Annotated in this window: 24 protein-coding genes; 18 read left to right on the plus strand and 6 right to left on the minus strand. The window is 64.4% G+C overall.

The window, feature by feature from the left end; genetic code table 11:
* Positions 1-44: 44 nt before the first annotated feature.
* From bchI to D618_RS0100950, 14 genes are all read left to right on the plus strand, one after another.
* On the plus strand, positions 45-1,052 hold the full coding sequence (gene bchI / locus D618_RS0100885) for a magnesium chelatase ATPase subunit I (protein ID WP_017669596.1): 1,008 nt from the start codon (positions 45-47) through the stop codon (positions 1,050-1,052).
* Entirely contained in the window at positions 1,049-2,833 is a 1,785-nt protein-coding gene (locus D618_RS0100890) for a magnesium chelatase subunit D (RefSeq protein ID WP_017669597.1), read from the plus strand. The genes bchI and D618_RS0100890 overlap by 4 nt, the downstream gene beginning before the upstream one ends.
* A complete protein-coding gene (gene bchO / locus D618_RS0100895) occupies positions 2,830-3,729 on the plus strand; it encodes an alpha/beta fold hydrolase BchO (protein WP_017669598.1) in 900 nt (299 codons plus the stop codon). Before D618_RS0100890 ends, bchO begins: the two co-directional genes overlap by 4 nt.
* A 128-nt stretch (positions 3,730-3,857) precedes the next feature.
* Entirely contained in the window at positions 3,858-4,844 is a 987-nt protein-coding gene (locus D618_RS0100900) for a methyltransferase (protein WP_017669599.1), read from the plus strand.
* Between the two features lie 166 nt (positions 4,845-5,010).
* Positions 5,011-5,946, plus strand: a complete 936-nt coding sequence (bchC, locus tag D618_RS0100905; protein WP_026091135.1) for a chlorophyll synthesis pathway protein BchC — start codon at positions 5,011-5,013, stop codon at positions 5,944-5,946.
* 2 nt (positions 5,947-5,948) lie between these two features.
* Positions 5,949-6,941 carry a chlorophyllide a reductase iron protein subunit X gene (locus D618_RS0100910; RefSeq protein ID WP_152414488.1) on the plus strand — a complete coding sequence of 331 codons (993 nt, stop codon included), beginning with the start codon at positions 5,949-5,951 and terminating at the stop codon, positions 6,939-6,941.
* Entirely contained in the window at positions 6,938-8,470 is a 1,533-nt protein-coding gene (gene bchY / locus D618_RS0100915) for a chlorophyllide a reductase subunit Y (protein WP_017669602.1), read from the plus strand. The genes D618_RS0100910 and bchY overlap by 4 nt, the downstream gene beginning before the upstream one ends.
* Positions 8,467-9,921: a chlorophyllide a reductase subunit Z gene (gene bchZ, locus D618_RS0100920; RefSeq protein WP_017669603.1), complete on the plus strand. Its 1,455-nt coding sequence runs from the start codon at positions 8,467-8,469 to the stop codon at positions 9,919-9,921. Before bchY ends, bchZ begins: the two co-directional genes overlap by 4 nt.
* A gap of 129 nt (positions 9,922-10,050) precedes the next feature.
* Positions 10,051-10,263 (plus strand): light-harvesting antenna LH1, beta subunit, encoded by a 213-nt coding sequence (gene pufB / locus D618_RS0100925; protein ID WP_017669604.1) that lies wholly within the window; start codon positions 10,051-10,053, stop codon positions 10,261-10,263.
* Positions 10,264-10,286: 23 nt separating this feature from the next.
* Complete coding sequence (pufA, locus tag D618_RS0100930; RefSeq protein WP_017669605.1) at positions 10,287-10,463, plus strand: light-harvesting antenna LH1, alpha subunit; 177 nt, start codon at positions 10,287-10,289, stop codon at positions 10,461-10,463.
* A gap of 177 nt (positions 10,464-10,640) precedes the next feature.
* Positions 10,641-11,465 carry a photosynthetic reaction center subunit L gene (pufL, locus tag D618_RS0100935; RefSeq protein ID WP_026091138.1) on the plus strand — a complete coding sequence of 275 codons (825 nt, stop codon included), beginning with the start codon at positions 10,641-10,643 and terminating at the stop codon, positions 11,463-11,465.
* A 15-nt stretch (positions 11,466-11,480) separates the two neighbouring features.
* On the plus strand, positions 11,481-12,533 hold the full coding sequence (gene pufM / locus D618_RS0100940; protein WP_017669607.1) for a photosynthetic reaction center subunit M: 1,053 nt from the start codon (positions 11,481-11,483) through the stop codon (positions 12,531-12,533).
* A 5-nt stretch (positions 12,534-12,538) separates the two neighbouring features.
* A complete protein-coding gene (gene pufC, locus D618_RS0100945; RefSeq protein WP_017669608.1) occupies positions 12,539-13,651 on the plus strand; it encodes a photosynthetic reaction center cytochrome PufC in 1,113 nt (370 codons plus the stop codon).
* Between the two features lie 188 nt (positions 13,652-13,839).
* Positions 13,840-14,568: a hypothetical protein gene (locus tag D618_RS0100950; protein ID WP_017669609.1), complete on the plus strand. Its 729-nt coding sequence runs from the start codon at positions 13,840-13,842 to the stop codon at positions 14,566-14,568.
* Positions 14,569-14,734: 166 nt separating this feature from the next.
* On the opposite strand, the gene D618_RS0100960 is transcribed toward D618_RS0100950, so the two are convergent.
* The 6 genes from D618_RS0100960 to D618_RS0100985 all read right to left on the minus strand — a co-directional run bounded on the left by D618_RS0100960 (position 14,735) and on the right by D618_RS0100985 (position 19,362).
* Positions 14,735-15,355: a LysE family translocator gene (locus D618_RS0100960; RefSeq protein WP_017669611.1), complete on the minus strand. Its 621-nt coding sequence runs from the start codon at positions 15,353-15,355 to the stop codon at positions 14,735-14,737.
* Between the two features lie 28 nt (positions 15,356-15,383).
* Positions 15,384-15,707 carry an HNH endonuclease gene (locus tag D618_RS17310; protein WP_017669612.1) on the minus strand — a complete coding sequence of 108 codons (324 nt, stop codon included), beginning with the start codon at positions 15,705-15,707 and terminating at the stop codon, positions 15,384-15,386.
* A 10-nt stretch (positions 15,708-15,717) separates the two neighbouring features.
* Complete coding sequence (locus tag D618_RS0100970) at positions 15,718-17,085, minus strand: amidohydrolase (protein WP_040369982.1); 1,368 nt, start codon at positions 17,083-17,085, stop codon at positions 15,718-15,720.
* A 31-nt stretch (positions 17,086-17,116) separates the two neighbouring features.
* The gene (locus tag D618_RS0100975; protein ID WP_017669614.1) at positions 17,117-17,512 is read right to left on the minus strand and encodes a VOC family protein; all 396 of its coding nucleotides are present in this window, start codon (positions 17,510-17,512) and stop codon (positions 17,117-17,119) included.
* Positions 17,513-17,564: 52 nt separating this feature from the next.
* Positions 17,565-18,647 carry a serine hydrolase domain-containing protein gene (locus D618_RS17315; protein ID WP_193746657.1) on the minus strand — a complete coding sequence of 361 codons (1,083 nt, stop codon included), beginning with the start codon at positions 18,645-18,647 and terminating at the stop codon, positions 17,565-17,567.
* Positions 18,648-18,798: 151 nt separating this feature from the next.
* Positions 18,799-19,362, minus strand: coding sequence for a DUF3617 domain-containing protein (locus tag D618_RS0100985; protein WP_017669616.1), 564 nt, complete (start codon positions 19,360-19,362; stop codon positions 18,799-18,801).
* A 134-nt stretch (positions 19,363-19,496) separates the two neighbouring features.
* Between D618_RS0100985 and uvrB the strand changes: the two genes are divergently transcribed.
* From uvrB to D618_RS0101005, 4 genes are all read left to right on the plus strand, one after another.
* Positions 19,497-21,677, plus strand: coding sequence for an excinuclease ABC subunit UvrB (uvrB, locus tag D618_RS0100990; RefSeq protein WP_017669617.1), 2,181 nt, complete (start codon positions 19,497-19,499; stop codon positions 21,675-21,677).
* Positions 21,678-21,867: 190 nt separating this feature from the next.
* A complete protein-coding gene (locus tag D618_RS0100995) occupies positions 21,868-22,155 on the plus strand; it encodes a type II toxin-antitoxin system RelE/ParE family toxin (protein ID WP_017669618.1) in 288 nt (95 codons plus the stop codon).
* A complete protein-coding gene (locus D618_RS0101000) occupies positions 22,121-22,444 on the plus strand; it encodes a HigA family addiction module antitoxin (protein WP_040369983.1) in 324 nt (107 codons plus the stop codon). The genes D618_RS0100995 and D618_RS0101000 overlap by 35 nt, the downstream gene beginning before the upstream one ends.
* Before the next feature lie 99 nt (positions 22,445-22,543).
* The gene (locus D618_RS0101005; RefSeq protein ID WP_152414462.1) at positions 22,544-22,948 is read left to right on the plus strand and encodes a hypothetical protein; all 405 of its coding nucleotides are present in this window, start codon (positions 22,544-22,546) and stop codon (positions 22,946-22,948) included.

Here is a 22,948-nt window from a genome sequence, read left to right on the forward strand (position 1 = left end):
ACACTCCCGCTTGTCGCCGGGAACCAATCTGTTAGACCTCACTCATGCCTTTTCCCTTTTCCGCCATCGTCGGCCAGGACGAAATGAAACGTGCGCTGCTGATCTCTGCAGTCGATCCCCGGATCGGCGGGGTGATGGTGTTCGGCGATCGCGGCACCGGCAAGTCCACCGCGGCGCGCGCGCTGTCTGCGCTGTTGCCGCCGATGATGGCGATCGCCGGGTGTCGCTATAATTGCGCGCCTGAAGAGGCGCACCGCTGCCCAGACAAATGTGCCGAAGCAAAAGGGGCAAAGACCGCCAAGGTGCCGGTACCGTTTGTCGACCTGCCGCTGGGTGCCACCGAGGACCGCGTGCTGGGCGCGCTCGATCTGGAACGCGCGCTGGGGCGCGGCGAAAAGGCGTTCGAACCTGGCCTGCTCGCCAAGGCGCACCGCGGGTACCTGTACATCGACGAGATCAACCTGCTCGAGGATCACCTCGTCGATCTGCTGCTCGATGTTGCCGCCTCGGGCGAGAACCTCGTCGAGCGCGAGGGGCTGTCGGTGCGCCATCCCGCGCGCTTCGTGCTGATCGGCAGCGGCAACCCCGAAGAGGGCGAACTGCGCCCGCAATTGCTCGATCGCTTCGGCCTCTCGGTGGAGGTCAAGACGCCGCAGGATATCGAGCAGCGGATCGAGATCATGCGCCGCTGCGATGCGCTCGAGCGTGATGGCGCGGCGTTCGCTGCAACATGGGCGGGCGACGACGCCAAGATCGTCAAGCGGCTCGCCAAGGGCAAGAAGGCGCTGCCGAACGTCACGATGCCCGAATCGACGCTGACCGATGCGGCGACCCTGTGCATGGCGGTGGGCGCCGATGGCCTGCGCGGTGAACTGACGCTGATGCGCGCCGCGCGTGCCTATGCTGCGCTGGAAGGCGCGAAATCCGCCGAGCGCAAGCATCTGCGCGCTGTCGCCCCGATGGCGCTGCGCCACCGGTTGCGCCGCGACGTGCTCGACGAGACCGGATCGACGGTGCGCATCGACCGCGCGCTGACCGAGCTTTTCGGATGAGTGATGCGCTGCTGGCGGCGGAACTGCTGTCCGCTGCGCCGGCCCGGCTGGGCGGGATGTGGTTGCGCGGCCCCTCGGCAGAGCGGGATGCGGTGCTCGCCTTTCTGACAGAAGAATTCGCCGATCGTCCGGTGCGCCGTCTGCCGGTGCATATCGACGAGGAGCGGCTGTGCGGCGGCATCGATGTCGCTTCCAGCCTGTCCGCCGGGCGCCGGATTGAACAGGCCGGGCTGCTGCAGGAGGTTGAAGGTGGGTTGCTGGTCGTGCCGATGGCCGAGCGGCTGAGCGCGATGGTTGCGGGGCGCATCGCCCAGGCGATGGACGCGGGCGCGGGCTTTGCGCTGGTGCTGATCGATGACGGCGCCGAGGAGGAAGTGCCGCCGGTTTCGCTGACCGAGCGGGTGGCGTTCTGGTGCGATTTTTCGGATGTGGCACAAAATGCCCCAAGTGCTCCACGTTCCGAGTTCCCGAGCCCTTCGACGCCGCCTGTCGGCGTCGCTCAGGATAAACTTCAGCCTCCGGCTGAAGTCGAGGGACCATCCGCAACCGGTAGCGCGCACGTCCCTCGACTTCGCTCGGGACAGGCGGAGGGGGGGAGCCCGGTACAGCCGCAAGACCGCCAGACCCTCGCCAACATCACCCTCGCGCTCGGCATCGATTCTGCCCGCGCGATGCTGTTCGCGCAGGCTGCTGTTTCGCTCGCCGCTCAGATCGACGAGCGCGACTCGGTTACCGACGACGACATCCAGTTCGTCGTCCGCACGGTGCTCGGCCCGCGCGCGACGCGCATTCCGCAACAGGTCGAGGAGCCGCCACCACCGCCGCCGCCCGAGGGTGAGGCGCCGCCGCCGCCGGGCGACACTGACGGCGAACAGGAACAGCATGATCCCGACCAGCTCGACGACCTGATCCTCGCCGCCGTACTCGCCTCGATCCCCAAGGATGTGCTCGCGCGGATCGGCGAAGGCCGCTCGGCGCGGCGGTCGACCGGCGGTGGCGGGGCAGGGCGCAAGCGCGCCTCGCAGATGCGCGGACGGCCGCTGGGTGCGCGTCCCGGGCTGCCGCGTGGCGGCGCACGGCTGGCGCTGATCGATACGCTGCGCGCGGCGGTGCCGTGGCAGGAGATCCGCCGGCAGCAGGAGGGCGTGGACGCGCCCAAACGCTTGCGGATCCGCAAGGGAGACCTGCGCATCCGCCGGTTCGAGGAGCGCGCCGAGGCGCTGACGATCTTCGCGGTCGATGCCTCGGGCTCGTCGGCGCTGGCACGGCTGGCCGAGGCCAAGGGCGCGGTCGAACTGATGCTGGCGCAAAGCTATGTCAAACGCGCGCAAGTGGCGCTGATCGCGTTTCGCGGCACCAGCGCCGATCTGCTGCTGCCCCCCACACGATCGCTGACCCGTGCCAAGAAGGTGCTGGGCGAACTGCCCGGCGGCGGCGGCACGCCGCTGGCATTGGGGTTGTCGGCAGCCGCCGAGCTGGCCGAAACGCAGGCCGCGCGGGGTCGCACGCCTTTTGTGGCGGTGCTCACCGACGGCAAGGGCAATATCGACAGGAACGGCCAGCCGGGGCGCGCGCAGGCGGGCGAAGATGCGCTGGCAGCGGCGCGGCGCTTTGCCCAATCGGGCACGCAGGCCGTGGTCATCGACATCTCCGCCCGGTCGCAACCCGAGGCCGCCGCGATTGCCGCAGCGATGCGCGCGCGCTATCTGGCGCTGCCGCGTGCCGATGCGCGCGGGGTGGAGCGCGCGGTCTCCGCGTTACAGTTCGGGAACAACACATGAGTTCGGTACGCTGGGATGTCGAAGGCCAGGATTGGCCCAACCGCGAGCACAGCCGCTTCGTGCGCACGGCCATGCTCGACTGGCACGTCCAGGTGGCAGGCCCCGAGGGCGGCAACGCCCCGGTGCTACTGCTGGTGCACGGCACGGGCGCGGCCACGCACAGCTGGCGCGACCTGCTGCCGCTGCTGGCCCGGCATTACACCGTGATTGCCCCCGACATGCCCGGTCACGGCTTTACCCGCGGGCGGATTGCTGGCGGGCAGAGCCTGCCAGGCATGGCCAGGGCGCTGGCCGAACTGCTTGGCAAGCTAGGCTATGCGGGCCCTGAGGTGATTGTCGGCCATTCCGCCGGGGCCGCCATCGGCATGCGCATGGCGATGGATACCGGGCTCGACACGGTGATGATCGGGCTGACACCGGCGCTGATGCCGTTTCCGGGGCTCGCCGCACGGCTGTTTCCGGCCATGGCGCGGGCGCTGTTCGTCAACCCGTTCGCAGCGATGCTCTTTGCCCAGCTTGCCAGCAGCGAGGGCGAGGTGGCGCGGTTCTTGAAGAAATCGACCGGATCGCGGATCGATGCGCGGGGCACGGCCCTGTACCACCGATTGTTCCGCACATCGGACCATTGCGCAGGAGCGATCGGGATGATGGCGAACTGGGACCTGGAGACATTCTCTGCCGATCTGCCGAGTTTCGCCGGGCCGGCGCTGCTGGTGCATGGCGAGCGCGACAGCATGATCCCGCACGAATCGGTGGAGCGCGCGGCGGCGCTGGTGCCCGGCTCGGTGCTCAAGGTCCTGCCCGATCTGGGGCATCTGGCGCACGAAGAATCGCCCGACCTGCTGGCTGCGATGATTCTGGAATTTGCCGCGCAAACGCCTGCGGTTGCGGCCTGAACGCGATGGCGGGGTGGAAGCAGCGCTGGGTCGGTTGGCGTAACCGGATCATCTCCAGCCCGGGATTTCAGTCCTGGGCGTCGCGATCCTTGCTGACGCGCGCGGTCTCGCGGGTACGGGCACGGAGATTGTTCGATATCATCGCCGGGTTCACCTATTCGCAGACGCTGTTCGCCTGTGTCGAAGGCGGCATCATCGCGCGGCTGGAGCAGGGCGCGGCGACTTCGGCGGAGCTGGGCGCGCAGGCGCGGCTGGGCGAGGACGCGACCTGCCGGCTGCTTCGCGCGGCAGCGGCCCTAGGCGTGATCGAGAGCGTCGGCGATGATCTGTGGATGCTGGGCGATCAGGGCGTGGCGCTGACCGGAAACCCCGGCGCCATTGCGATGATCCGCCACCATCATCTGCTCTATGCCGATCTGGCTGATCCTCTGTCGCTGCTGCGCGGCGAGCGGACCGAGCCGGGCGCACTGGCAGGATACTGGCCTTACGCCTTGGGTGATGGCAGCGAGGGCGAGGATCAGGCGGCGGTCTCGCCATATTCGCAGCTGATGGCGGCATCGCAGCCGATGGTCGCCGATCAGGTGGTGCACGCCTGGCGGTTCGATCGGCACCGGCGGATGCTCGATGTCGGCGGCGGCGCGGGCGCATTCATTGCGGCGGTGGCCAGGGCTGCGCCGGGGCTCGAGTTCGGGCTGTTCGATCTGCCCGCCGTCACCGCGATCGGTGCCCGGCAGCTCACGGAACAGGGCGTGCGGGTCACTCCGCATCCGGGCGATTTTCGCAATGATGCGATTCCCGCAGGCTATGACCTGATCACGCTGGTGCGCATCCTGCACGATCACGACGATGATCTGGCGCAGGCGCTGCTGGCCAAGGTGCGCGCGGCGCTCCGCCCCGGCGATACGCTGCTGATTGCCGAACCGATGGCGGGAACCAGCGGCGCAGAGGCGATGGCGGACGCCTATTTCGGCTTCTATCTGCTCGCCATGGGCTCTGGCCGGGCGCGCACCACGCGCGAAATCGGTGCGATGCTGACCAGGGCTGGCTTTGCATCCTGGCGCGAGCGGCACACCGGGCTGCCCATTGTCACCCGGGTCATCGCCGCCACCGCCTGACCCGGCCCGGGCCCCCGATTTTTTCGGAAAGTGTCCAACTGTCCAAAAACAAATGCACCTCCATGTGTAAACCTACATTGACACTAGGGGGAGTTAAGTTAAGATGACACCTTGTTCAGGGGTCTCTTAGGCGACTCCTCAAGGCTCAAAACGAGGGGAGCGCACAGTGCAGGCCATGGCCGTCATTTTCGAAGCGCCGCACCGCCTTGCTTTGCGCTCGCTTGCACTGAATGCGCCGGAATCGGGCGACGTTGTCGTCGAGATCGTCTGGAGCGGAATCAGCACCGGCACCGAAAAGCTGCTGTTCACCGGCAAGATGCCGAATTTCCCCGGAATGGGTTATCCTCTGGTCCCCGGCTATGAATCGGTGGGCCGGATTGTTGATTCAGGTACGGAATGCCGGGCCCGGATCGGCGAATGGGTGTTCGTCCCCGGCGCCAACTGCTTTGCCGATGCGCGCGGCCTGTTCGGCGGCTCTGCGCGGCGACTCGTGGTTCCCTCGGCGCGTGCGCTCCCCATCGATGAAAGCTGGGGATCGGACGGCGTGCTGTTCGCTCTGGCCGCAACCGCGCTGCACGCCATGGCGGGAGGCGAGCCTCCCGACCTGATCGTCGGCCACGGCATTCTGGGCCGCTTGCTCGCTCGCCTCACCATTGCCAGCGGCGCGCCAGCGCCCACCGTGTGGGAAATCGATGCCGCGCGCAGCGCAGGCGATCACGGCTATGCGGTGGTCCATCCCGATTCAGACGAACGCCGCGATTACCGCAGCATCTGCGATGTCAGCGGCGACAGCGCCTTGCTTGATACGTTGATAGCACGACTGGGCAAGGGCGGACAGGTGACGCTGGCCGGCTTCTATCAGCAGCCATTGAGCTTCACCTTTCCGCCCGCGTTCATGCGCGAGGCGCGCATCCGCGTCGCTGCGGAATGGGGCCCGGACGATCTCGTCGCGATTCGCGCGATGGTCTCCAGCGGCGCCCTGAGCCTCACCGGGCTGGTCAGCCATGTTCAGCCGGTCGCCGATGCGACCAGCGCCTACCCGACCGCGTTTACCGACCCGGCCTGTCTCAAGATGATACTCGATTGGAGCGCTTGCGCATGACGATGCTGGAACATTCCGGACCTGATACGGCCGCCCTTCGCGACGAAGCGTCGCACGAACCCGATCCGGTGCACACCGGGCCGGTGACCAAGGAAACGCAGGTCATTGCAATCTATGGCAAGGGCGGTTCGGGCAAGAGCTTCGCGCTTTCGAACCTCAGCTACATGATGGCGCAACAGGGCAAGCGCGTTCTGCTGATCGGCTGCGATCCCAAGTCCGACACCACAAGCCTGCTGTTCGGTGGCAAGGCATGTCCGACGATCATCGAGACCAGCAGCGCCAAGAAGCTCGCCGGTGAAGAGGTCAGGATCGAGGACGTCTGCTTCCAGCGCGACGGTGTGTTCGCGATGGAACTGGGCGGTCCCGAAGTCGGACGCGGCTGCGGTGGACGCGGCATCATCCATGGTTTCGAACTGCTCGAGAAACTGGGCTTCCATGACTGGGGCTTCGATTTCGTGCTGCTCGACTTCCTCGGCGACGTGGTCTGCGGCGGCTTCGGCCTGCCCATCGCGCGCGACATGTGCCAGAAGGTCATCGTCGTTGCCTCGAACGACCTGCAATCGCTCTATGTCGCCAACAACGTCTGCAAGGCGGTCGACTATTTCGGCAAGATGGGCGGCAATGTCGGCGTTGCCGGCATCCTGATCAACAAGGATGACGGCACCGGCGAGGCGCAGGCCTTTGCTGCCGAAGTCGGCATTCCGATCCTCGCCTCGATCCCGGCGAATGAGGATATCCGTCGCAAGTCGGCCAACTACCAGATCATCGGACGGCCGGACACCGAATGGGCGTCGCTGTTCGAGGAGCTGGCGACCAACGTCGCCGAAGCGCAGCCTGCCTCGCCGCGTCCGCTGACGCAGGATGGCCTGCTGGCATTGTTCAAGCCCGAAGACACCGGCGGCAACGTCGAGCTGGTTCCCGCGACCCAGGCCGACATGCGCGGTGGCACCTACGAACAGAAGCCCTCGCTCGAAGTGGTTTACGACAGCGTATGACCGACAGCCCCGCCTCTTCAGCCTCGCGCACGCCTGACCGGATCGAGCTTGCGGCCGCTCCCGTCGAAGGGGGGTGCTCGTCAAAGGACACCATGCGCGCGGCAGCCGAAGAGGCTGGCAAGGGCGAGATTCTGGCGCGCTATGCGGCAGATTACCCCAAGGGCCCGCACGATCAGCCGCAAAGCATGTGCCCCGCCTTCGGATCGCTCCGCGTAGGCCTGCGCATGCGGCGCACCGCGACGATCCTGTCGGGATCGGCCTGCTGCGTCTATGGCCTCACCTTCACCTCGCATTTCTACGGCGCACGGCGTTCGGTCGGTTATGTGCCGTTCAGTTCGGAGACGCTCGTCACCGGCAAGCTGTACGAAGACATTCGCGACGCGGTGCATCTGATGGCCGATCCGGCTTTGTACGACACCATCGTCGTCACCAACCTGTGCGTGCCCACTGCATCGGGCGTGCCGATCCAGAATCTGCCCAAGCAGATCAACGGCGTGCGGATCATCGGCATCGATGTCCCCGGTTTCGGCATCCCGACGCATGCCGAGGCTAAGGATGTGCTCGCAGGCGCGATGCTGGCTTATGCCCGCAAGGAAGCCTCGCAAGGGCCGGTTGCGGCCCCCAGCCAGCGCCCCGACCGTCCGACGGTGACGCTGCTGGGTGAAATGTTCCCCGCCGATCCGGTCGGCATCGGCCAGCTGCTCGAGCCTCTGGGCCTGGCCGCTGGCCCGGTCGTTCCCACCCGCGAATGGCGCGAGCTGTACAGCGCGCTCGATTGCGCCGTGGTTGCCGCGATCCACCCATTCTACACCGCCAGCGTGCGCGAGTTCGAGGCTGCCGGACGTCCGGTGGTCGGATCAGCTCCGGTCGGCGTCGATGGCACCGCCGCCTGGCTCGACGCCATTGGAGCGGCCTGCGGTATCGCGCAGTCGCTGGTCGATGCCGCCAAGGACAGATTCCTGCCTGCGATCCGCGCGGCGCTCGACGCCAACCCGATCAAGGGCCGGATCACCGTTTCGGGCTATGAAGGCTCCGAACTGCTGGTCGCGCGGCTGCTGATCGAAAGCGGCGCGGATGTACCCTATGTCGGGACTGCCTGCCCCAAGACGCGCTGGTCCGAACCCGATCGTGCGTGGCTCGAAGCGCGCGGCGTGCGTATCCAGTACCGTGCCAGCCTGGAGCAGGATATCGCGGCGGTGGAAGAGTACCGCCCTGATCTGGCGATCGGAACGACTCCGGTGGTCCAGCACGCCAAGAGCGAGGCGATCCCGGCGCTGTATTTCACCAATCTCATCTCGGCACGCCCGCTGATGGGCCCGGCGGGCGCAGGTTCGCTGGCGCTGGTGATTAACGCCGCGCTCGCCAACCAGGACCGGTTCAACCGGATGCAGACCTTCTTCGACGGCGTCGGTGCCGATGCGAATGCCGGCATCTGGCGCGACACCCCGGTCGACCGGCCCGAGTTCAAGAAGAAGTACGCCGCGCGCATGGTCGGCCTCAACAAGTCCGAAGAGGCGGTGGGCACATGACCCTCATCATCGATCACGATCGGGCCGGTGGCTATTGGGGGGCGGTCTACGCCTTCACCGCCATCAAGGGCCTGCAGGTCATCATCGACGGTCCGGTGGGTTGCGAAAACCTGCCGGTCACCTCGGTTCTGCATTATACCGATGCTCTGCCGCCGCACGAACTGCCCATTGTCGTCACCGGCCTGGGCGAGGAAGAGCTGGGCAAGACCGGCACCGAAGGCGCGATGCGCCGCGCCTGGCAGACGCTCGATCCCGATCTGCCCGCCGTGGTGGTTACCGGTTCGATCGCCGAGATGATCGGCGGTGGCGTGACACCCAATGGTACCAACATCCGCCGGTTCCTGCCGCGCACCATCGATGAAGATCAGTGGCAGGCCGCCGACCGCGCGCTGACCTGGCTGTGGACCGAGTTCGGACCCAAGAAGGTCAAGCCGCTCGCCCCCCACAAGGAGGGTACCAAGCCCAAGGTCAATATCCTCGGGCCCATCTACGGCACGTTCAACATGCCCAGCGACCTGGCCGAAATCCAGCGGCTGGTCGAAGGCATCGGCTGCGAGCTCAACATGGTCTTCCCGCTGGGCAGCCATCTGGCCGACGTGAAGAAGCTTGCGGATGCAGAGGTCAACATCTGCATGTACCGCGAGTTCGGCCGCAACCTGTGCGAGACGCTCGAACGCCCGTACCTGCAGGCGCCGATCGGGCTGGAATCGACCACCCTGTTCCTGCGCAAGCTGGGCGAGCTGACGGGGCTCAACCCCGAGCCGTTCATCGACCGCGAGAAGCACACGACGATCAAGCCGCTCTGGGATCTGTGGCGTTCGGTGACGCAGGATTTCTTCGGCACGGCAAGCTTCGGCATCCACGCCAACGAAACCTATGCGCGCGGCATCCGCAATTTCCTTGAGCACGACATGGGCCTGCCGTGCAATTTCGCCTTCAGCCGCACCGCCGGGGTCAAGCCCGACAACGAGGCGGTGCGCGAGGCGATCCGCACCAACCCGCCTTTGGTGATGTTCGGCAGCTATAACGAGCGGATGTACATGGCCGAATGCGGTGCGCGCGGCATGTATATTCCGGCAAGCTTCCCCGGCGCGGTGATCCGCCGCCACACGGGAACGCCGGTGATGGGCTATTCGGGGGCGACCTGGCTGGTGCAGGAGGTGTGCAACGCGCTGTTCGATGCGCTGTTCCACATCCTGCCGCTGTCGACCCAGATGGATGCAGTTGCGGCCACTCCGGCCAGGATCGAGCGGGAACTCGATTGGACGCCGGAAGCCAAGGCGCGGCTCGACCAATTGGTCGACGCGCAGCCGGTTCTTGTTCGCATCTCTGCGGCCAAGAACCTGCGCGACGCGGCCGAAAGGGCCGCACGGCGCGCGAACGAGAATTCAGTAACCGAGGTGCGGCTGGTGGAGGAAGCCGTCGCACAGAATATGGGTCAGCCCGCGTGAGCGGCTGGTCCAGTCATCGGCCTTGGGACGGGGCCTCCACGATCCGCACGGGATTTTCCCGAACGGATAATCGCCTGGAAGGCGCTCATTTGGCGTTCTTCCAAATCTGGAAGCTAAGGAGAATATCTCATGGCAGATGAAGGGATGGGTCCAGCGACCTACCTGACGGAAAGCGAAGCAAAGGAGTTTCACAAACTCTTCGTTGCAAGCTTTGCCTTCTTTACGATCATCGCGATCATCGCACACGTTCTGGTCTGGCAATGGCGCCCCTGGTTCCCGGGCACGCCCGGCTATGAGGCGACTTCGAGTCTCGACCCCGTGACCGACGTGCAGCTCAGCTAAAAAGGAAACTTACCATGCATAGAATGTGGCAAACATTCGATGGCAACAAGATCCTGACTGCCCTGGCGGTCTTCCTGTTCGTCCTCGCACTTCTCATCCACTTCATCCTGTTGAGCACCAATCGCTACAACTGGCTGGAGGCTCCCAACCCGACCGCTGCACCTGCTGCAGTGGCTGCGGCATCGGCGATCACACCCTGACGCCGGGGTAAAGCCAGTGTGTCGCCTGACCAGGCGATGAGGGCGGACCTGTGCGACTGGTTCTTACCGGTCCGCCCCTTTCACTGGGTTATTTGAGTCAATCGAGACCCCGCACCATCGGGGATAGCTATCAGGCTCGTCGCGCATGCGCGCGGCGGCTAACGAAGGAGTCTGGCAATGGCGCTCTTGAGCTTCGAGAGAAAATATCGCGTCAGAGGCGGAACATTGGTCGGCGGGGATCTGTTCGATTTCTGGGTCGGGCCATTTTATGTCGGCTTCTTCGGGATCACGACTCTGTTCTTTGCCTCGCTTGGCACTGCGCTCATCTTTTACGGTGCATCGCAGGGCGGAACCTGGAACCCGTGGCTGATCAGCATCGCGCCACCCGACCTGAAATATGGTCTGGGCCTCGCGCCGATGAAGGAGGGCGGTCTGTGGCAGATCATCACGGTCTGCGCGATCGGCGCCTTTGTCAGCTGGGCGCTGCGAGAGGTTGAAATCTGCCGCAAGCTGGGCATGGGCTATCATGTGCCCTTCGCCTTTGCGGTGGCCATATTCGCCTATGTCACTCTGGTGGTCTTCCGCCCGATGCTGCTGGGCGCCTGGGGACATGGTTTCCCTTATGGCATTTTCAGCCATCTCGACTGGGTGTCGAACGTCGGCTACCAGTATCTGCACTTCCACTACAACCCGGCGCACATGCTCGCCGTGTCGTTCTTCTTCACCACGACCCTTGCCCTGTCGATGCACGGCGCGCTGGTCCTTTCGGCCACCAATCCGGCCAAGGGTGAAGACGTCAAATCGCCCGAATATGAAGACACCTTCTTCCGCGACCTGATCGGCTATTCGGTCGGCACGCTCGGTATCCACCGCGTGGGCCTGCTGCTGGCGCTGAACGCAGGTTTCTGGAGCGCCGTGTGCATCATCATATCCGGCCCGTTCTGGACCCGCGGCTGGCCGGAATGGTGGAGCTGGTGGCTCAACCTGCCGATCTGGATGTGAGAGGGATAATTCACCATGGCAAGTTACCAAAACATCTTCACCCAGGTCCAACTGCGCGGGCATCCCGAAATGGGGATGCCGCACAAGGACGGCAGCGATCCCCGCATTCCGGTCACCGCCTATAGCTACTGGATGGGCAAGTTCGGCCAGGCCCAGCTCGGCCCGCTGTATCTCGGCAAGCTGGGGCTCGCATCGCTTCTGATGGGTTCGCTGGCGTTCGTGATCATCGGCCTCAACATGATGGCCTCGGTCAACTGGAACCCCAATGTGTTCCTGAAAGAGCTGTTCTGGCTCGCGCTGGAACCCCCTGGTCCCGAATGGGGCTTCTCGCCGATGGTGCCGCTGGCCGAAGGCGGCTGGTGGATCATCACCGGCTTCCTGCTGACCGCCTCGGTCCTGCTCTGGTGGTTGCGCACGTACCGCCGCGCCAAGGCGCTGGGCATGGGCACGCACATTGCCTGGGCCTTTGCGAGTGCCATCTGGCTCTACCTGGTGCTCGGCTTCATCCGCCCCGCACTGCTGGGCAGCTGGTCGGAAGCCGTGCCCTTCGGCATCTTCCCGCACCTGGATTGGACCGCAGCCTTCTCGATCCGCTACGGCAACCTGTTCTACAACCCCTTCCATGCGCTCTCGATCGCCTTTTTGTACGGCTCCACCTTGCTTTTCGCGATGCACGGGGCCACAATTCTGGCCGTGGGTCGCTATGGTGGCGAGCGTGAGATCGAACAGATCTACGACCGCGGCACAGCCAGCGAACGCGCTGGTCTGTTCTGGCGCTGGACCATGGGCTTCAATGCCACCATGGAATCGATCCATCGTTGGGCCTGGTGGTTTGCCGTGCTGACCACACTTACCGGCGGTATCGGCATCCTGCTGACCGGCACGGTTGTCGATAACTGGTATCTGTGGGCTCAGGAGCACAATTTCGCTCCTGCCTATCCCGATACCGGTGTCGTCGATCCCAGCACCACGCTCATTGCCCCGAGCGAAGCTGTGATCGATCCAAACCAGATGGTTGAGGATCCGGGCGCACCGCCTGCGGCCCCCAGCCAGACGCAAGGGAGCTGACGGCCATGCTGAGTCTTTCCAAACTGACCGCCCTGGGGGCGCTGGCCATTGCCAGCGTTACCCTGGCGGGATGCGAATTCGGCCCCAAGGAAACACAACAGACCGGGTATCGTGGCACGGGCATCGTCCAGATCACCGATCCCCAGAACGTCGTGTCGCCCGGACAGGTGCCGCCACCGCCGTACGAACTGCCTGCGCCCAGCGGGCCCAAGGCGGGCGAGGTGTATCAGAACGTCAAGGTGCTGGCGAATGTCAGCCAGGAAGAGTTCGATTATACCATGGCTGCGATCACCCAGTGGATCGTGCCGGCCGATGCGCCTGCCGAGGAAGCCGGGTGCAATTACTGCCACAATGCCGAAAATCTGGCTGACGACAGCAAATATACCAAGGTTGTCGCGCGCCGGATGATCCAGATGACGCAGAACATCAACCAGAACTATTCGGACCACGTCAAGCAGACCGGGGTGACTTGCTACACTTGCCACCGTGGCGCTGCGGTTCCGAAATATGTCTGGACCGATCCCAAGCCGTCTGACGGACGTCTGATGGGCAACAAGCGCGGGCAGAACACCCCCGACCAGTCGGTGGGCTATGCCTCGCTGCCGGTCGGCACCTATGCCAAGTACATGCGCGGCAATTCAGGCCCGGCACGAGTGATCTCGAAGACGATCCACCCGACCACCGCCAACCGGCAGAGCGTCAAGGATGCAGAAGGCAATTATGCCATCATGATGCACCTGTCGCAGTCGCTGGGCGTCAACTGCACCTATTGCCACAACAGCCGCTCGTTCGCGCGCTGGGAACAGAGCAGCCCGCAGCGTGCGCTGGCCTGGTATGGTCTGCAGATGGTGAAGAACACCAACGAGGAGTATATCCATCCCCTCGCCAGCGTGTTCCCTGCCAAGCGGCTTGGCCCGCAAGGCGATCCGTACAAGACCAACTGCGCGACCTGCCACCAGATGCAGCGCAAGCCTCTGGGCGGTGCCCAGATGGCCAAGGACTATCCGGCGCTGCGGACGGTATCGGCGGCTGCTCCTGCGGTTCCGGGCGCAGCCTCTGCCACGGGTGCTGCAGCAGCAGCAGCGGCTCCCGCCGCAGCGGCGGCAGCGGGGAATTAAGCTGACACAGATCCTCCCCCAGCTTGCTGGGGGAGGGGGACCGCGACGCGAAGCGTCGGGGTGGAGGGGTAGCGGGATCGTGCGGACTTTGAACGTCGCCCTATACGCCTTCCCCTCCACCCCCGACCTGCGGTCGGCGGTCCCCCTCCCCGAGACAAGCTCGGGGAGGATTTTTTCAGGCCCAGCCCATGCACCTGTTTGAAGCCCTGGTTGTTCTCCACGTCATCGCCGGAGCAACCGGGCTGATCGCGTTCTGGGTCCCGATCGCGGCGCGCAAGGGTGGCGCTGCCCACCGCAAATGGGGGCGGATCGGCACCATCGCCTTCATCATCGCCGGAACGCTGGCGATCGCGATGGCGCTGCTGTCGCTCTACGGGCCGGAAAAGCGGCTGCCGATGATCACCGACCGCGTGCTGTTTGCCGGGCTGTTCGGCTGGATGATGCTGTACCTGGGCACGCTCACCATCGGCTTTGCCGTCTATGGCCTCGCCGTGGTGCGCCACCGTGCGAACCGTGCCGCGCTGCGAAGCCCGCTCTATCAGGCGATGTTCGCTGCCGTGATCGCGTCCGCCGGCTATTGCGGCTATTTCGGCCTGAGCATCGGCCAGCCGTTGATGGCGGCGCTGGCGGTGGTCGGCCTGACCGCCGTCGCCACGCAGCAATATTATGTCTGGCGGCCCAAGGCGCCCCCGCGCGCGCACGTCCCGGAACATTTCCGTGCCCTGCTGGGCATGGGCATATCGGCCTATACCGCGTTCCTCTCCGTGGGATTGATCCGGCTGGTGCCCGACCATGTCTTCAACCCCCTGATCTGGGCGATCCCCAGCGTCATCGGTGTCAGCCTGATCATCCGCTACACGCTGGCCAATCGCCCACTCAAGCGCAGCACGGGCGCGGGCCAGCGCCGCGAAGCCTGAAAGAGGGGTTGGCCCGTATGAAAGACTGGATCATCAACAATCTGGGCATCATCGAGATGCTGATGTCGGGCGTGGTCGTGCTGGGCTTTTGCGCATGGCAATATTGGAGCGTGAGCAGGCCGAGCGACGGGGACTGACCCGTAGGGGCCCTGAGCGCCTTCCGCCGTCAGCGGCGCAGGGCCGCCATGGCCAGCCCGGCGGACAAGACCGCTCCGCCACCTGCCCTTTGTGCCCATTTCCGGAAATACGGGCGTTCGATGAGGCCCGATGCGCGTGACGCGGTCAGCGCATAGACCGTGTCCGTGGCTGCGGCGATCAGGGTGAATGTCGCGACGATGATCCCCGCCTGCAGCAGATACGGTTCGTCTGCGCGGATGAACTGCGAGGCAAAGGCGATGAAGAACAGGATGGTCTTGGGGTGGAGCGTACCCACGGCGATGTTGGTCAGAAACGCGGTCCGGGCGCTGATTGCCCTGCCGGGCGTGCCGCTGTTGGTCTGATCGGTGCTCCTGACGATCGCGATCAGGCCGATGGTGATCAGGTAGAGCGCGCCTGCCCATTTGAGGATGGTGAACGCGATCGCAGAGGTGGCGAGTATCGCGCCTGCCCCGGCCAGCGACAGGGTGATGGCCAGGGCATTGCCGACGGCCATGCCCGCGACCGATGCCAGCGCGGTGCGCCTGCCGGAGCTGAAGGCAAAGCCGACGATGCTGGCGACACCCGGTCCAGGGATGATGGCCATCAGCAGCGAAGCGCCGGAAAACATCAGCCACAGGTTCAGGTCCATGGCGTGAACCCGTTGCGCGGGCCCACGGCTACCGCTCCTTCTTCTTCGTCGGCGCGTTGAAATCCGCTGGCTTGCCTGCCACCCAGGTCAGGAACTTGGCGATGTCCGGATTGCTTCGCAAAGCCTCGACATTCTCGCCGATCCGGCCAAGCTCGGCATTGGTGAAATGCGCGTGGATGGTGCGGTGGCAGATCGGGTGGACGGCCACGCGGGCCTTGCCGCCCTTGGCCTTGGGCACAGGGTGGTGATATTCCACTAGCTCGCCAAGGTCGCGCTCGCACAGCCAGCAGGGTACCGGCGGCGGAGCTTCCGCGTCGTCCTCTTCGTCTTCCCAGGCGCGGCGCTTGGCCATCAATCGATCCTCAATCCGCCGTCGGGCCGTTGCCGGGGCCGAGCAGATCGACCACCGCGCTCACCATCGCCTCGGTTGCCAGCGTGATCGATTCGCGCGGGGAAACCTTGAAGAAGGGCGAATGGTGCGCAGGCACCGGCGGGCCGCCTGCCTTGGCCGCGTCGATCTCTGCCTGCGGGGTACCGCCAACGTTGAAGTACAGTCCCGGCACATCGGTGTTGGGCGCGACGAAATAGGCGAAGTCCTCTGCACCCATGCCGGTCTGCGCTTCATTGGTCAGCAGAGCGTCCGCGCCGAAACGGCGGGCGAAGGTCTTGGTGATCCGCTCGGTCAGCGGCTTGTCGTTGACCGTCACCGGGGTCGATTCAAAGCCAACGCGCACCTTGGGGAGCTTGTCTTCGGGCAGGCCGTTCATGCGGCCGACGTTCTCGGCGATCCGCTTGATGCCATCGAGCAGCTTTGTGCGCACCGCATTGTCGTTCGACCGGACGGTGAGCTGCAGCTCGGCCTTGTCCGAGATGATGTTGTGCTTGAAGCCCGAATGGAACGATCCCACGGTGACCACCCCGGCGTCGAGCGGCGAGATTTCGCGCGAGATCAAAGTCTGCAGCGCCACCACGATTTCCGCGCCGATCAGGATCGGGTCCTTGCCCATATGCGGATAGGCGCCGTGCGTGCCGACCCCGAACACGGTGATATCGACCGAGTCCGATGACGAGGCGGCCAGGCCCGGCTGGATCTCGATCTTGCCGGTGGGCGTGCCCGACGACACGTGAAAGGCGAGCGCATAATCGGGCTTGGGGAAGCGGGTGTAGAGTCCGTCCTCGATCATCTTGGCCGCGCCGCCGATGCGTTCCTCGGCGGGCTGGACGACGAACAATACGGTGCCCTTCCACTGGTCCTTCATCGCCGCCAGCCGCCGTGCGGTGCCGACCATCGAGGTGATGTGCGTGTCATGCCCGCAGGCGTGCATCACCGGCTTTTCGGTGCCGTCGATATCGACCTGGCGGGCCTTGGACATATACGAAAGCCCGCTGTCCTCGGCGAGGGGCAGGCCGTCCATGTCAGCGCGCACCATGATCACCGGGCCATCGCCGTTCTTCATAATGCCGACAACGCCGGTCATGCCGACGCCCTCGGTCACGATCGCTCCGGCAGCGCGCAGTTCCGCCGCCATGATTTTGGCGGTGCGGCTTTCCTTGAACGAGAGTTCCGGGTTGGCGTGGAAATCGAGGAACAGCTTTTCCAGCTTGGCGTCGTAATCCTTCGCCACCGCGCTGCCCAAGGCATCAGACGCTGCCGTCTGCGCAGTCGCGGGTGCTGCCAGCACCAAAGCCAGCGCGCTGCCGATCAAGCTCCAAGCCGTTGCCCTGTTCATCGATTTCCCCTTTGCCTGCATGGACTTCGGTTCAGTCCGCTGGTCCCACCTTGAACGCGCAAAGCTTGTTGCCGTCAAGGTCGCGGAAATAGGCACCGTAAAATGCCTGCTCGCCTTCGGGTCCGCGCAGCCCCGGTTCGCCTTCGCAGGTGCCGCCCAGTTCGAGCGCCTTGGCATGCAGCATGTCGACCTTGGCGCGCGCGTCCATGGCGAGCGCAATCATCATGCCGTTGCCCACGCTGGCTGCTTGGCCGTCATGGGGCCGGGTGACCGCGATGCCGGGAGCGCCCCATTGCGTGCCGAACAATGTGAAGCCGTTTTCTTCCATCCGCATCAGTTCGCTGCCGCCCAGCGCACCGATCAGGCCTGCGTAAAAATCGCGCGCCTTGTCGAGGTCATTCGTACCAACCGTCACATAGCCGATCATCGTCTGTCTCCTGTCCGCAGCCCCGTTGATTCGGGTTGCTGATTGCAACCTATCAAGGGCATGCGTCAAGACAATGACCTATGGGGTCATCCTCGGCATTTCCGGTGCTGATCCGTACCACGCCCTCGCCGCTGGCGCGATTGACCCACAGGCCTGCGCGCAACCCGTAGGCCTCGCCAGGATGCCCTATCCACACCTGCCCATCTGCCTTTTCGATCCGCTGGACGCCCAAGCCAAAGGCGGTGAAATAGCCGTGATCGTCATCGCCGTTGCTGCCGTCGAAGCGCCATTGCGCGCGGATCAGTTCGGCAAAGGATTCAGGGGTGAGCAACCCGTCGCCGCCATTCAGCAGCATCTGCCCCAGCCGCGCGAGCCCGCCTGCCGAAATGCGAAGGCCCCCCTGCGGCGAAAAGGCCGATCCGTTCTGGCCGGGCAGATACGCCTCCAGATCGCACGCCCCGTTGCTGGCGGCGACATAGGCGCACTGGTCGGGCGCGCCGATCCAGTCGTCGCGCGCCACGCTGCCATCGGGATTGTAGAGCGTGATTGCGTCTTTCGCCGCGCCCGGCTTGCAGCCCGACCAGTTGTAGCAGGCGGGGATCGCCAGCGGATCGAACAGCTCTTCGGTCATGATCCGGTCGAACCGGCGTCCCGATGCCGCCTCCATCACCGCGGCGATCACCGGGTAGTTGACATTGGCATAGCGGAAATACGCGCCGGGGGCGTGACCTGCATCCCATGCCTCGGGCTTGGCGAGCAGATCTGCGAGCCTGGCATCGAGCGGGATGAAATAGCCCGCATCGTCCTTCAACCCCGACTGGTGCGAGAGCAGCAGCCTGAGGGTTATCTTCTGCGTCGGAAACTGCGGATGGACCAGCCGCCATCCGAGATACAGCGAGACATCGCGGTCAAGATCGAGCACCGCCTTGTCGACCAGCCGCATCACCGCGACGCCGACCGCGAGCTTCGAGATCGAGGCGATGCGCACCGGATCGTCGAGCGTCGCCTCGCGCATCGAGGACCGGTGGGCAAGGCCCGAGACCTTGGCGCGGTCCAGCTGGTCGGCGGCAAACTTCAATTCGATGCGGACATTGTCGTCGGGCTGCGCGGAGGCGGGGGAGGAAAGGGCGACCATGGCGATGAACGCCAAAGCCAAACTCGCCGCTTTCCGGCGCAAACCCGAATCCAGAGCGTTTGCAGCATGGCCTCGCCCTGGACTCCGGCTTTCGCCGGAGAACGGGGATAAGCTCAAGCGCCCAAAGAACCGCAATCTCATGTGCCGCTGATCAGCCCTTGCATTCGCCGATGCGCTTGGCGCTGTTCTTGGCCTTGATCGTCATCGATCCGGTCTGCGGCGATTTCATCACCATGCCCATTTCCATGTCATAGCTGGTGGCAGTGTAGCTGCCGCTGAGCGTGATATCGCCTTCCTGCCCGGCTTCCTTGCCCTTGCAGGCGATGTCGGCATTGATCTTGCCGCCCGACAGGTCGAACTTCTTGTAGGTGCATTCGTCACTCTCGGCGCCGGCGAGGAAGTCTGCGCCCGGCTTCTTCGCCTGTTCTTCGGTCAGGCAGTTCTTGGTGGTCTGCACCTGGCCGACCATCTGCTTGACGATCGCGCCGGTCATGCCCTTGGCTTCGGGGGGCAGCTTGCTGTCGTCGAACTTCACGTCAACGATTTCGACCTTGTTCTCCCATTCACCAGGGCTGAACTTGATCGCTTCGGCCTCGGCGGCGACCTCTTCCTTGCTGATCTTGCCGTCGCCATCCTTGTCCGCGCCGCCGCCGCTGCACGCGGCCAGGGCGATCAGCGGAAGGGCGAGGATCGATACAGTCTGCAACATCTTCATTGTGGTTCTCCGATCATTTCAGGGATGCGCGACCGCATTGTCCTTGTGGGCCGGGACCGTAAAGACGCGTCTGCGTGAATGCAATCATGTCACCGCCCTTGCACCGCGCCCCATGCCTCCGCATATCCTGCGGCATGGCAGAACTGGTAATCCGACGCGGGCTTGAAGAGCCGCAAACCGATGGCACGTTCGTGCCGCACAAGCCGCAGCGGCCCGAAAAGGCCGAAGGCGGGCGCGCGTTCAAGCTGGTCAGCGAATATACTCCCTCGGGCGACCAGCCGACCGCGATCAAGGAGCTGGTCGAAGGCATCAACCAGCACGATCGCGACCAGGTGCTGCTCGGCGTCACCGGATCGGGCAAGACCTTCACGATGGCGCAGGTGATCGAGCAGACGCAGCGCCCCGCGCTGATCCTGGCGCCCAACAAGATCCTCGCAGCCCAGCTTTACGGCGAGTTCAAGAGCTTCTTCCCGGAAAACGCGGTCGAGTATTTCGTCAGCTATTACGATTACTACCAGCCCGAAGCCTATGTGCCGCGCTCGGACACGTATATCGAGAAGGAATCGAGCGTAAACGAGGCGATCGACCGGATGCGCCATTCGGCCACCCGCTCGTTGCTCGAACGCGACGACGTGATCATCGTCGCGTCGGTGTCGTGCATCTACGGCATCGGCTCGGTCGAAACCTATTCGGCGATGATCTTCGACATCAAGGCGGGCGAAAGCGTCGACCAGCGCGAGCTGATCCGCAAGCTCGTCGCGCTGCAGTACAAGCGCAACGACGCGAGCTTCACCCGCGGCAACTTTCGCGTGCGCGGCGATACGCTCGAACTGTTCCCCTCGCACTATGAGGACGTCGCCTGGCGGGTCTCGTTCTTCGGTGACGAGGTGGAATCGATCGTCGAGTTCGACCCGCTGACCGGCAGGCCGGGCGACAGGCTGGAGCGGGTGCGCGTCTATGCCAATTCGCACTATGTTACCCCCGGCCCGACGATGCAGCAGGCGGCCGCCGCGATCCGCTTCGAGCTGACCGAGCGGCTGAAGGAGCTGGAGATCGAGGGCCGGTTGCTCGAAGCCCAACGGCTCGAGCAGCGCACCAATTTCGACCTCGAGATGATCGCCGCCACCGGCAGCTGCGCAGGGATCGAGAACTATTCGCGCTTCCTCACTGGGCGCCTGCCGGGCGAGCCGCCGCCGACATTGTTCGAATATCTGCCCGAAAATTCGCTGCTGTTCCTCGACGAGAGCCACCAGACGGTGCCGCAGATCGGCGCGATGGCGCGCGGGGACCACCGGCGCAAGCTGACGCTCGCTGAATATGGCTTTCGCCTGCCCAGCTGCATCGACAACCGCCCATTGCGCTTCAACGAATGGGACGCGATGCGCCCGCAGACGGTCAGCGTTTCGGCGACGCCCGGCAACTGGGAGATGGAGCAGACCGGCGGCGTGTTCACCGAACAGGTCATCCGCCCCACCGGGCTCATCGATCCGCCGGTCGAGATCAAGCCCGTCGAGGAGCAGGTCGATGACCTGATCAACGAGTGCAAGAAGGTCGCTGCCCAGGGCTATCGCACGCTGGTCACCACGCTGACCAAGCGCATGGCCGAGGATCTGACCGAGTACATGCACGAGGCGGGGATCAAGGTCCGCTACATGCACTCGGACGTCGAGACTCTCGAGCGTATCGAACTGATCCGCGACCTGAGGCTCGGCGTGTACGACGTGCTGATCGGCATCAACCTGCTGCGCGAAGGGCTCGATATTCCCGAATGCGGGCTGGTCGCGATCCTCGATGCCGACAAGGAAGGGTTCCTGCGCAGCGAAACCTCGCTGATCCAGACCATCGGCCGCGCCGCGCGCAACGTCGAGGGCCGCGTCATCCTCTATGCCGACCGGATCACCGGCAGCATGGAGCGCGCGCTCAACGAGACCGATCGCAGGCGCGAAAAGCAGGTCGCATATAATACCGAACACGGCATCACGCCGACGACAATCAAGCGCAACATCGGCGACATCATCGCGCATGTGGCCAGCAAGGACAGCGTGCTGGTCGACACCGGCGACGAGAACCGCCCACACATGGTCGGCCACAATCTGCGCGGCTATATCGAGGAGCTTGAAAAGAAGATGCGCGCTGCGGCGGCCGATCTCGAGTTCGAGGAAGCCGGCAGGCTGCGCGATGAAATCCGCAAGCTGGAGGCGGAAGAGCTGGGTCTGCCGCACGAGCAACGCGTCGCGTCGCCCAAGGGTCGGGCGACCGAGGGCAAGCCGGGGACTAGGAAGATGCGGTACGGGAAGACGCAGCGGAAGTTTTGAATCTTCATGCTGGTCTATCTGTTTTGGACTAGCTTAGGTCACCGTCGGGATTAGGTTCTGGACCGCGACTGCTTTCGGCCTATTAGAAGTGTTGGGTTCAATCCAACGAGGTCTTCATGGTCAAGCCAGCCAAACTGTACCAGCCACTTCCAACGTTTGGAGATGATGTTGGCTTTACAAGGAGGCCAGCATGATCCGCTCGTTTGCCGATAGTGAAACGGAGAAGATCTGGAACCGCCGCCCTAGCCGGAAGCTGCCGCCGGATATTCAGGCAACCGCCCTGCGCAAACTGCTACAGCTCGACTCCATTGAGCAACTGCAGGAATTGCGGCTCCCGCGCGGCAACAGGTTTGAGCAGTTGAAAGGTTATCAACCCTTGCGATATAGTGTGCGGATCAACGACCAGTGGCGGTTGACATTCAACTGGTCTGACGGAGGCGCGCATGATGTCCGGATCGAGGACTATCACCGAGGATGAGGAGCGGCTGGATAATGTCCATGTTGGTGACATCCTGCGTGAAGATTTTCTGATCGGCAGCGAGATCCCGGTTGAAGATGTCGCGGCGGGTGCCGGCATTGCCGCTGATGAGATCATCGCGATCATGGACCGCCGCAAGGACGTGGATGCCCGTATCGATCTGCGGCTTGCCCGGTATTTCGGGATGTCGGACGGATTTTTCCTCAAGCTTCAGAACCATTGGGATCTGGCAGAGGTGCTCCGCAACGAAGGCGCCGAACTCGACCGGATCGTTCAGCGCGCCGCCTGATCGCTTGCCAAGTTTATCCGATAGCGCCACGGTATGATCCAGCGGGTCGCGCCGTTTTTCTCGTGCCCGCATCAGGGCCTCTCGATCGGAACTCGTTGCATGGCCCTGCCGTTTTTCTCCCGTCTTGCCATCGGCGCGCTTGGCGTTGCGGTGATTGGTTCTCCCGCTCAGGCGCAGGGTTTGTCCGACAAGGATGGCTATGCATCGCTGCTGAGCTGCGCGGCGTTCTTTTCGGCAGCAGCAGCGGTGACCGAGGATGACAAGAAGACCAGCGGTGAGGCCACCGAGCTTGCCACCGCGTTCATGACCGGCGCGGTGTTGCTGGCTCCCGGCGGCAACACGGCGAAGGCCGAGGCCGAGCTGGAAGAGCAGGCGCAGCTGTTTGCCGTCGCCATGATCGATGACAGCAGCGCGATGGCCAAGGATCTCGAAGAGCTGGCCGACAATTGCGGAACATTGGGCGAAGGCTATCTGCCCGGCGTTCTGGAACGCGCTGGCGAATAA

Origin of the sequence: Blastomonas sp. AAP53 (genome assembly GCF_000331245.1) — a bacterium.
Taxonomy (GTDB): domain Bacteria; phylum Pseudomonadota; class Alphaproteobacteria; order Sphingomonadales; family Sphingomonadaceae; genus Blastomonas.

Bases quoted from the DNA above. Each gene is read 5' to 3' on its own strand.
- D618_RS0100950 (WP_017669609.1), top strand. From the start codon at position 13,840: ATGCACCTGTTTGAAGCCCTGGTTGTTCTCCACGTCATCGCCGGAGCA.
- bchI (WP_017669596.1), top strand. From the start codon at position 45: ATGCCTTTTCCCTTTTCCGCCATCGTCGGCCAGGACGAAATGAAACGT.
- D618_RS0100960 (WP_017669611.1), bottom strand. From the start codon at position 15,355: ATGGACCTGAACCTGTGGCTGATGTTTTCCGGCGCTTCGCTGCTGATG.
- D618_RS0101000 (WP_040369983.1), top strand. From the start codon at position 22,121: ATGATGTCCGGATCGAGGACTATCACCGAGGATGAGGAGCGGCTGGAT.
- D618_RS0100970 (WP_040369982.1), bottom strand. From the start codon at position 17,085: ATGAACAGGGCAACGGCTTGGAGCTTGATCGGCAGCGCGCTGGCTTTG.
- pufA (WP_017669605.1), top strand. From the start codon at position 10,287: ATGTGGCAAACATTCGATGGCAACAAGATCCTGACTGCCCTGGCGGTC.
- bchZ (WP_017669603.1), top strand. From the start codon at position 8,467: ATGACCCTCATCATCGATCACGATCGGGCCGGTGGCTATTGGGGGGCG.
- D618_RS0101005 (WP_152414462.1), top strand. From the start codon at position 22,544: ATGGCCCTGCCGTTTTTCTCCCGTCTTGCCATCGGCGCGCTTGGCGTT.
- bchO (WP_017669598.1), top strand. From the start codon at position 2,830: ATGAGTTCGGTACGCTGGGATGTCGAAGGCCAGGATTGGCCCAACCGC.
- D618_RS17310 (WP_017669612.1), bottom strand. From the start codon at position 15,707: ATGGCCAAGCGCCGCGCCTGGGAAGACGAAGAGGACGACGCGGAAGCT.
- bchY (WP_017669602.1), top strand. From the start codon at position 6,938: ATGACCGACAGCCCCGCCTCTTCAGCCTCGCGCACGCCTGACCGGATC.
- D618_RS0100975 (WP_017669614.1), bottom strand. From the start codon at position 17,512: ATGATCGGCTATGTGACGGTTGGTACGAATGACCTCGACAAGGCGCGC.
- pufM (WP_017669607.1), top strand. From the start codon at position 11,481: ATGGCAAGTTACCAAAACATCTTCACCCAGGTCCAACTGCGCGGGCAT.
- D618_RS0100910 (WP_152414488.1), top strand. From the start codon at position 5,949: ATGCTGGAACATTCCGGACCTGATACGGCCGCCCTTCGCGACGAAGCG.
- D618_RS17315 (WP_193746657.1), bottom strand. From the start codon at position 18,647: ATGGTCGCCCTTTCCTCCCCCGCCTCCGCGCAGCCCGACGACAATGTC.
- uvrB (WP_017669617.1), top strand. From the start codon at position 19,497: ATGGCAGAACTGGTAATCCGACGCGGGCTTGAAGAGCCGCAAACCGAT.
- pufL (WP_026091138.1), top strand. From the start codon at position 10,641: ATGGCGCTCTTGAGCTTCGAGAGAAAATATCGCGTCAGAGGCGGAACA.
- pufB (WP_017669604.1), top strand. From the start codon at position 10,051: ATGGCAGATGAAGGGATGGGTCCAGCGACCTACCTGACGGAAAGCGAA.
- D618_RS0100995 (WP_017669618.1), top strand. From the start codon at position 21,868: ATGATCCGCTCGTTTGCCGATAGTGAAACGGAGAAGATCTGGAACCGC.
- pufC (WP_017669608.1), top strand. From the start codon at position 12,539: ATGCTGAGTCTTTCCAAACTGACCGCCCTGGGGGCGCTGGCCATTGCC.
- D618_RS0100890 (WP_017669597.1), top strand. From the start codon at position 1,049: ATGAGTGATGCGCTGCTGGCGGCGGAACTGCTGTCCGCTGCGCCGGCC.
- D618_RS0100985 (WP_017669616.1), bottom strand. From the start codon at position 19,362: ATGAAGATGTTGCAGACTGTATCGATCCTCGCCCTTCCGCTGATCGCC.